General features: G+C 71.2%; 7 protein-coding genes. 5 read left to right on the top strand and 2 right to left on the bottom strand.

Annotation, left to right across the window (positions count from 1 at the left end; translation table 11 throughout):
* A partial coding sequence (locus VIU94_RS43735) for an HAD family hydrolase (protein ID WP_331921144.1) occupies positions 1–957 on the bottom strand: 957 nt, incomplete at its 3' end.
* Between the two features lie 118 nt (positions 958–1,075).
* Between VIU94_RS43735 and VIU94_RS43730 the strand changes: the two genes are divergently transcribed.
* The 5 genes from VIU94_RS43730 (at position 1,076) to VIU94_RS43710 (ending at position 6,759) form a co-directional block, all read left to right on the top strand.
* Positions 1,076–1,351, top strand: a complete 276-nt coding sequence (locus VIU94_RS43730) for a glutaredoxin family protein (protein WP_331921142.1) — start codon at positions 1,076–1,078, stop codon at positions 1,349–1,351.
* Between the two features lie 272 nt (positions 1,352–1,623).
* Complete coding sequence (locus tag VIU94_RS43725; RefSeq protein ID WP_331921139.1) at positions 1,624–2,391, top strand: redox-sensing transcriptional repressor Rex; 768 nt, start codon at positions 1,624–1,626, stop codon at positions 2,389–2,391.
* Positions 2,388–4,100 (top strand): glutamyl-tRNA reductase, encoded by a 1,713-nt coding sequence (locus VIU94_RS43720; protein ID WP_280863274.1) that lies wholly within the window; start codon positions 2,388–2,390, stop codon positions 4,098–4,100. Before VIU94_RS43725 ends, VIU94_RS43720 begins: the two co-directional genes overlap by 4 nt.
* Complete coding sequence (gene hemC / locus VIU94_RS43715) at positions 4,097–5,056, top strand: hydroxymethylbilane synthase (RefSeq protein ID WP_266515427.1); 960 nt, start codon at positions 4,097–4,099, stop codon at positions 5,054–5,056. Before VIU94_RS43720 ends, hemC begins: the two co-directional genes overlap by 4 nt.
* Positions 5,053–6,759, top strand: a complete 1,707-nt coding sequence (locus VIU94_RS43710) for a bifunctional uroporphyrinogen-III C-methyltransferase/uroporphyrinogen-III synthase (RefSeq protein ID WP_331921137.1) — start codon at positions 5,053–5,055, stop codon at positions 6,757–6,759. The genes hemC and VIU94_RS43710 overlap by 4 nt, the downstream gene beginning before the upstream one ends.
* An 81-nt stretch (positions 6,760–6,840) precedes the next feature.
* Here the strand turns inward: VIU94_RS43710 and VIU94_RS43705 are convergent.
* A partial coding sequence (locus VIU94_RS43705) for an FAD-binding oxidoreductase (RefSeq protein WP_331921135.1) occupies positions 6,841–8,204 on the bottom strand: 1,364 nt, incomplete at its 5' end.

Here is an 8,204-nt window from a genome sequence, read left to right as displayed (position 1 = left end):
CAGGGCGACCGCCGCGGCGGTGCCGCCGGCCAGCGCCCCGACGCCCGCGGCCGCCGGGATGCCGATCTTGGCCGCCTTGCGGCCCGTCCGGTAGTCGCGCAGTCGCCAGTCGCGGATCTTGGCGTGCTTGCGCAGCTTGGTGTCCGGGTTGATGGCGTAGGGGTGCCCGACGAGCGAGAGCATCGGGATGTCGTTGTGCGAGTCGCTGTACGCCGCGCAGCGGGACAGGTCCAGGCCCTCGGCGGCGGCCAGCGCGCGCACCGCCTCGGCCTTGGCCGGCCCGTGCAGCGGCTCGCCGACCAGCTTGCCGGTGTAGACGCCGTCGACGGACTCGGCGACCGTGCCGAGCGCGCCCGTCAGGCCGAGCCGCCGGGCGATGATCGTCGCCGTCTCCACCGGGGCGGCCGTCACCAGCCAGACCTTCTGGCCGGCGTCGAGGTGGGCCTGCGCGAGGGCGCGGGTGCCCGGCCAGATGCGGTCGGCCATGTACTCGTCGTAGATCTCCTCGCCGATGGTCATCAGCTCGGAGACGCGGTGGCCCTTGACGATGGACAGGGCGCTGTCGCGGGCGTCCTGCATGTGTTCCGGATCCTCGACGCCGGCCAGCCGGAACCACGCCTGCTGCCAGGCGAACCGGGCCAGTTCGCGGCGCTGGAAGAACTTCCGCTTGTACAGGCCGCGGCCGAAGTGGAAGATCGCCGCGCCCTGCATGACGGTGTTGTCGAGATCGAAGAAGGCGGCCGCGTGCACGTCCCCGACGACGGGGAACTCGGGCTCGGCGGGCTTCTTCTCGACGGCGGCGGCCCCGGAGGTCGTGTCGGCGGAGGCTTCGCGCGCCTGTTCCTCCTCCAGTTCCTGCGAGGACTTGCGCGCTGCCTCTGCTGCGGCCTCGCCGGCCAGCACGCTGCGCGCGGTGGCGGAGCGCCTACGAGGGGTGAGCCATCCCAGTGCGGCCATGTCGTGAGCATAGCCAGTCTGTTCGGTCCCTCCTGACGCGTGCCGATACCGGCGCGTGAACAGTGCGGGGCTCCCCTGTTAACCGGGGCGGCGCCCGGTGCGGGCCGGGCGGCGCAGAATGGACGGCATGTTCGGACGTACGAAGAAGAAGGCCGGCCCGCGCACCGTGACGCTGATCGGCAAGCCGGGGTGCCACCTGTGCGACGACGCGCGGGCGGTGATCGAGGCCGTCTGCGCGGAAACGGGAGCACTCTGGGAGGAGAAGGACATCACCCAGGACGAGGAGCTGCACCGCGCCTACTGGGAGCAGATTCCGGTCGTACTGGTCGACGGCGAACAGCACACCTTCTGGCGGGTGGACGCGGGGCGGCTGCGGCGCGAACTGGGTGCCTGACCGAAAGGCGGTTACCATCGTGGACGTTTTGTTGGCTTTCGGGGGCGTGGTCGTGAGGAGTGTGTGCGATTTTGCCCCCTTCGGGCTCCGAACGCGCTGACGCGCTCCGCGGTTCCGCCCTGGCGCGAACCAGCCGCGTGACCCCGGTCACTTTGGCCGGGCAAAACGGACACCATCTTTGTGCACGCGTTCACAAAGACATAGCCTGCATTCGACGGGGCGGTCCTGGGACGTATGGCCGCCTACAGCCCCGCTCATCCCGCAGGAGCACCGTGGCAACTGGCCGAAATCACCGACCGGCGACCCGTAGCCGAGGAATCCCCGAGGCCACCGTCGCCCGTCTTCCGCTGTACCTGCGCGCACTGACCGCGCTGTCCGAGCGGTCCGTACCCACGGTCTCCTCCGAGGAGCTCGCGGCCGCCGCGGGGGTCAATTCCGCGAAGCTGCGCAAGGACTTCTCCTACCTGGGTTCTTACGGAACGCGCGGTGTCGGCTACGACGTCGAGTATCTCGTCTACCAGATCTCCCGCGAACTCGGCCTGACCCAGGACTGGCCGGTTGTGATCGTCGGTATCGGTAATCTCGGCGCCGCTCTCGCCAACTACGGCGGCTTCGCGTCCCGTGGATTCCGTGTCGCGGCGCTGATCGACGCCGATCCGGCGATGGCCGGAAAGCCCGTCGCGGGCATTCCGGTGCAGCACTCGGACGACCTGGAAAAGATCATCGAGGACAACGGCGTGTCCATCGGGGTCATCGCGACCCCTGCGGGTGCCGCCCAGCCGGTCTGCGACCGGCTCGTGGCCGCCGGGGTCACCTCCATCCTGAACTTCGCGCCGACCGTGCTGTCCGTGCCGGACGGCGTCGACGTGCGCAAGGTCGACCTCTCCATCGAGCTGCAGATCCTCGCCTTCCACGAGCAGCGCAAGGCCGGTGAGGAGGCCGCCGCCGCTGCCGACGGCGCCGGTCCGGTCGTCGCCGGCCGCAGAGACTCCGCCGACAAAGGACCCGACGGGGACGTACCCGCCGTGATGCCGGCATGAGTCTCCTCGTCGTCGGGCTGAGCCACCGCAGCGCGCCGGTCAGCGTGCTGGAGCGGGCGGCTCTCCATGCCGATGCGCAGGTGAAGTTGCTCCAGGACACCGTCGCCGCCGACCCGGCCACGGAGGCCGCGGTGCTGGCCACCTGCAACCGGATCGAGCTGTACGCCGACGTGGACAAGTTCCACGCCGGAGTGGCCGAGCTGTCCACGCTGCTCGCGCAGCACAGTGGGGTGGGGCTCGACGAGCTCACTCCGTATCTCTACGTGCACTACGAGGACCGGGCCGTTCATCACCTCTTCTCCGTGGCCTGTGGGCTGGACTCCATGGTCGTCGGGGAGGGGCAGATCCTCGGGCAGATCAAGGACTCGCTGGCGCGGGCGCAGGAACTGCACACCGCCGGACGGCTGCTCAACGACCTGTTCCAGCAGGCGCTGCGGGTCGGTAAGCGGGCGCACTCCGAGACCGGGATCGATCGGGCGGGACAGTCGCTGGTCACCTTCGGGCTGGAGCAGCTGGCTCTCGGCGCTGAGGTGTCGGACTGGGCGCGAGGGAAGAAGGCGCTGGTCATCGGGGCCGGGTCGATGTCCTCGCTGGCCGCGGCGACGCTGGCGCGGGTCGGGGTCACGGAGATCGTCATCGCCAACCGGACGGCTGACCGGGCCGAGCGGCTTGCCGAGATCCTCAACGAAGGCGGGGACGTGCTCGCCCGCCCGGTACCGATGGACTCGGTGTCGGACGAGCTGACACGTGCAGATGTCGTGGTGTCCTGTACGGGGGCCACGGGGCTCGTACTCAGCGCTGAGGCTGTTGCCGCGGCGCGGGGATCGGTCGCGCAGCCCGGCGCCGACGAGGTGCCGCCCTTGCGTGGGCCGGGAGCCGGCCAGGCGGCACGACTGCCCGCAAGCTCTGGGACCGACGAGAACTGTCCGCTCGACCTGGCCCCCATGCAGACCACCCCCGGTTTCTCCGTGCTCGGCGAAGCCGCTGTCGCCGGGATGGCCGCCTCCGAGCTGGAGCAGCACGCCGCCTGGGTGGACAACGCGCCCCGGCCGCAGAGTTCCGGGTCGGTCGCGACCGTGCTCGATCCCGTCGCGGAAGCCGACGCCATCGCCGCGCTCGCCGCCACCGCCGCCGTGATCGGGCGCGTGCCGGAGCGGCGCAGGCCCGAGCCCGTCGCCGAGATTCCGCGGCCCACCCCCTCGCTCTTCCTGCTCGACCTCGCCATGCCCCGGGACATCGACGCCGCCGTGCACCGGCTGGGCGGGGTGCGACTCGTCGACATCGAGTCCCTCGCCGACGCTTCGGCAGACGCTCCCATGGCGGCCGACGTCGACCAGGTCCGTCGTATCGTGGCCGACGAGGTCGCCGCCTTCGGGGCCGCGCTCAGGGCCGCGCACATCACGCCGACCGTCGTCGCGCTGCGGTCCATGGCCGCCGAGGTCGTCGCCGGTGAGATCGCCCGGCTCGACGGGCGGCTGCCGGGGCTGGACGACAAGCAGCGCGGTGAGATCACGCAGACCGTGCGGCGCGTGGTCGACAAGCTGCTCCACGCGCCGACCGTACGGGTCAAGCAACTCGCGGCCGAGCCCGGCGGTGCCGGGTACGCGGACGCGTTGAGGACTCTGTTCGACCTCGACCCCGAGACGGTGGCCGCCGTCTCCCGCGCCGAGGACAGCACCACCGATGAGAAAGACCGAGGCTCGTCATGAGTACCAAGGCGCTACGACTAGGGACCAGGCGGAGCAAACTCGCCATGGCCCAGTCGCGGCAGGTGGCGGACGCCGTGAGCCAGGTGACCGGGCGGCCCGTCGAGCTCGTGGAGATCACCACGTACGGCGATGTGTCCAAGGAGGCGCTCGCGCAGATCGGCGGCACCGGTGTCTTCGTGACCGCGCTGCGCGAAGCCCTGCTCAAGGGCGAGGTCGACTTCGCGGTGCACTCGCTCAAGGACCTGCCGACCGGGCAGCCGGACGAGCTGGCGCTGGCCGCGATACCCGAGCGCGAGGACCCGCGGGACGTCATCGTCGCCCGGGATGCCCTGAAGTTCACCGACCTGCCCCGCGGCGCCCGCATCGGTACCGGTTCGCCCCGGCGCATGGCGCAGCTCAACGCGTACGCCCGCGCGCACGGACTTGATATCGAGACGGTTGCGATCCGGGGGAACATCGACACCCGGGTGCGGTTCGTGCGCGATGGTGAGCTTGATGCGGTGGTGCTGGCCGCGGCAGGGCTCACACGCATCGGCCGTATCGACGAAGTGACCGATTTCCTCTCGGTCGACACAGTTTTGCCCGCTCCCGGCCAGGGAGCACTCGCGATCGAATGCACCGCGGACAACGCGGACCTGATCGCAGCGCTCGGCGAGCTCGACGACCCGTTCACGCGGGTCGCCGTGACCGCCGAACGGTCACTGCTCGCCGCCCTGGAGGCCGGCTGCTCCGCCCCTGTGGGCGCGCTGGCCGACCTGCTGGCCGACGGGCAGATTGTCAAGGAAATGCGCCTGCGGGCCGTCGTCGGCACCACCGACGGCTCTCGCACGGTGCAGTTGTCCACCACCGGTCCCGTGCCCGAGACGTACGACCAAGCAATGGCGCTCGGCCGTGAACTCGCGGCCGAGATGCTTGCCCAGGGCGCGGCCGGTCTGATGGGGGAGCGAGCACAGTGAGCCCCACCACCCTTCCCGTCGGTCCTGAACACGGGCACGTCACCTTCCTCGGTGCCGGACCCGGAGATCCGGGACTGCTGACTCTGCGCGCCGTCGAGGCGCTCACGAACGCGGACGTTCTCGTCGCCGGGCACGAGGTGCTCGACGTCGTACGCGTCCACGCTCGATCGGGCGTCGCCGTCGTGGACACGGACACGGAGTCGCCTTCGACTCCGGTTCCGGGCACGGGCGCGCCCCAACTAACGATCGTTGACGGCTCGTCAACAACCGCAGCTGCCCCCGCTGTACGGGATGCCGCACATCTTGTCATGGAGGCCGCGCGGGGCGGCAGGCGGGTCGTACGTGCGGTGTCCGGGGACCCCGGGCTCGACGCGTACGCCGCCGAGGAGATGCTGGCCTGCGCCCGCGCGGGCGTGCCGTTCGAGGTCGTGCCCGGTGTCGCCGCCGCGGTCGGTGTACCCGCGTACGCCGGTGTGCCGCTGCGCGACGCCCAGGGCGCGGACGTGCGGTTCGTGGACGCGCGGACGGCCTCCGACCGGTGCTGGACGGAGGTGGGGGCGTCGGACGGGACCGTGGTCGTGTCGACGACCCTGGACTCCGTGGGTGCCGCCGCCGGGGAGCTGGTCGCCGCCGGGCGCAAGCCCGATACCCCGATGACGGTGACGGTCGCCGGTACGACCACCCGCCAGCGCACGTGGACGGCCACTCTGGGCACCATCGCCCAGACGCTCAAGCAGGCCAAGGTGCTGCCCTCGCCCGAGGGCGGGCGGCCGGTGATAGTCGTGGTCGGTGAGCGTTCGGCCGCCGCGCAGCGCGACCAGCTGTCGTGGTTCGAGAACAAGCCGCTGTTCGGCTGGAAGGTTCTCGTGCCGCGTACGAAGGAGCAGGCGGCCTCGCTCTCCGACCAGCTGCGGTCCTACGGGGCCGTGCCGCACGAGGTGCCGACGATCGCCGTCGAGCCGCCGAGAACGCCCCAGCAGATGGAGCGGGCGGTCAAGGGGCTCGTGACCGGGCGCTACGAGTGGATCGCCTTCACCTCGGTCAACGCCGTCAAGGCCGTACGCGAGAAGTTCGAGGAGTACGGGCTCGACGCGCGCGCCTTCGCGGGGATCAAGGTCGCCGCGGTCGGTGAGCAGACCGCCAAGGCGCTGGTCGCCTTCGGTGTGAAGCCTGATCTGGTGCCGAGCGGTGAGCAGTCGGCCGCGGGTCTTCTCGAGGACTGGCCGCCGTACGACCCCGTTTTCGACCCGATCGACCGGGTGTTCCTGCCGCGGGCCGACATCGCGACCGAGACCCTGGTCGCCGGGCTCATCGAGCTCGGGTGGGAGGTCGACGACGTCACGGCCTATCGGACCGTGCGGGCCTCGCCGCCGCCCGCGGAGACGCGGGAGGCGATCAAGGGCGGTGGGTTCGACGCCGTTCTCTTCACGTCCTCGTCGACCGTGCGGAACCTGGTGGGTATCGCCGGGAAGCCGCACAACGTGACCGTGATCGCGTGCATCGGGCCCGCCACGGCCAAGACCGCCGAGGAGCACGGGCTGCGGGTGGATGTGATGGCTCCCGAGCCGTCCGTGCACAAGCTGGCCGAGGCCCTCGCCGACTTCGGGCTGAAGCGGCGGGCGGCGGCGGTCGAGGCCGGGGATCCGGTGACACGGCCGAGCGAGCGGCGGCCGGGGGCTCGGCGGCGGCGGTCGACGACCTGAGCGTTGTGACGATCTGAGGGTTGTGACGATCTGAGCGTTGTGCGGCGCGGTGTCGGTGTGCGGTGGCTGCGGGGGCCTGGTTCAGGCTGACGGAGCCACCGTGTGGCCGTAGCGCAGGAGGTTCTCCGGGTCGTACGTCGACTTCGCGCGTCGCAGGCGGTCGTAGACCTCCGGGGTCCAGGCGCGGGCGCGGTCCTTCTCGTCGCCCGGGGTGCCGTGCAGGTTGACCAGGGTGCGGCCGGTGCCGTACGCGGCCATCGCGGAGTTGAGAGCGTTCGTGGCGCGTTCGACGGCCTCGGCCATGGGGGGTGCCGCCAGGACGCCCACCGCCTCCAGGAGGTACTCGGCGTCCCGGGCGCAGACCGCGTCCGCCACGGCTGCGGGGCGGGACAGAGCCGCGCCCATGTGCCGGATCTCGACCATGAGGAGCGGGAAGTCGCCGGCTCCCGCCGCCGGGCCCACCTGGTCCAGGAACGTCTCGATCGCCTCGGGTGTCAGCTCGCGCAGCAGGGCGCAGGACTCGCGGGCCGGGAGCGGGTCCTGGGGGTCCAGATAGATGCGGTCCACCGCCGAGTAGTCCATCTCCTCCACCGTGTCGATCACGACCGGTGCGGCCTCGCGGAGCGGGGTGAGGAGGTCCTGGCCCGCTGTCGTCTCGCCGGTCCAGGCGAGGCAGACCCTTGACCAGAAGCCGCCCCGGAAGGGTTCGGGGATCTCCGGGAAGGGCGGTAGGCGCAGGATGCTGAAGGTGCTGTTCATCTCCGGCGGGATGTTCTGGGTCCAGGTCGCCCAGGTGGTCAGCAGGGGCTCGGCGTCCTCGCCCGCGCAGTAGATGCCGCCGCCGAGGATGCGGGGGAGCGGGAGGAGTTCGGTGACCAGGGAGGTCACCACTCCTACGTTGCCCTTGCCGCCGCGCAGGGCCCAGAAGAGGTCGGGTTCCGTGTCGGCGTCGGTGTGGTGGGGCGTTCCGTCGGGGGTGACGACCTCGAACGAGCGGACCTTGTCGGCGGCGTAGCCGTAGGTCCGGCCGAGGACGGGGAGGCCGCCGCCGAGGGTGTAGCCGACGACGCCTGCGTCGGTGGAGGAGCCGTTCAGGGTGGCGAGGCCGTGGGGGGTGGCGGCGGCCAGGACGTGCCGCCACTTCGCGCCGGCGTCGATTCTCGCGGTGCGGGTTTCTTCGTCGACGTGTACGCCGGTCATGCGGGCGGTGTTGATCAGCAGGCCGTTCTGTATGGGGAAGTTGGCGCCGTGGCCGGTGGCCTGGACGGTGACGGGGGTGTGGGTGGCCGAGGCCCAGCGCAGGGCGGTGACGATGTCCTCGGCGCGGGTGGCACCGACGACCACGTCGGGGGTGTGCAGGGCGGCCAGGTTGAACCCGGTGACTTCGTCGGCGTAGCCGGGTTCGCCGGGGTGGATGACGGGGCCGTGGATCTCGTTGAGGGTGG

The organism is Streptomyces sp., assembly GCF_036566765.1.
Taxonomy (GTDB): domain Bacteria; phylum Actinomycetota; class Actinomycetes; order Streptomycetales; family Streptomycetaceae; genus Streptomyces.
This window is presented reverse-complemented; position numbering and strand designations above follow the sequence as displayed.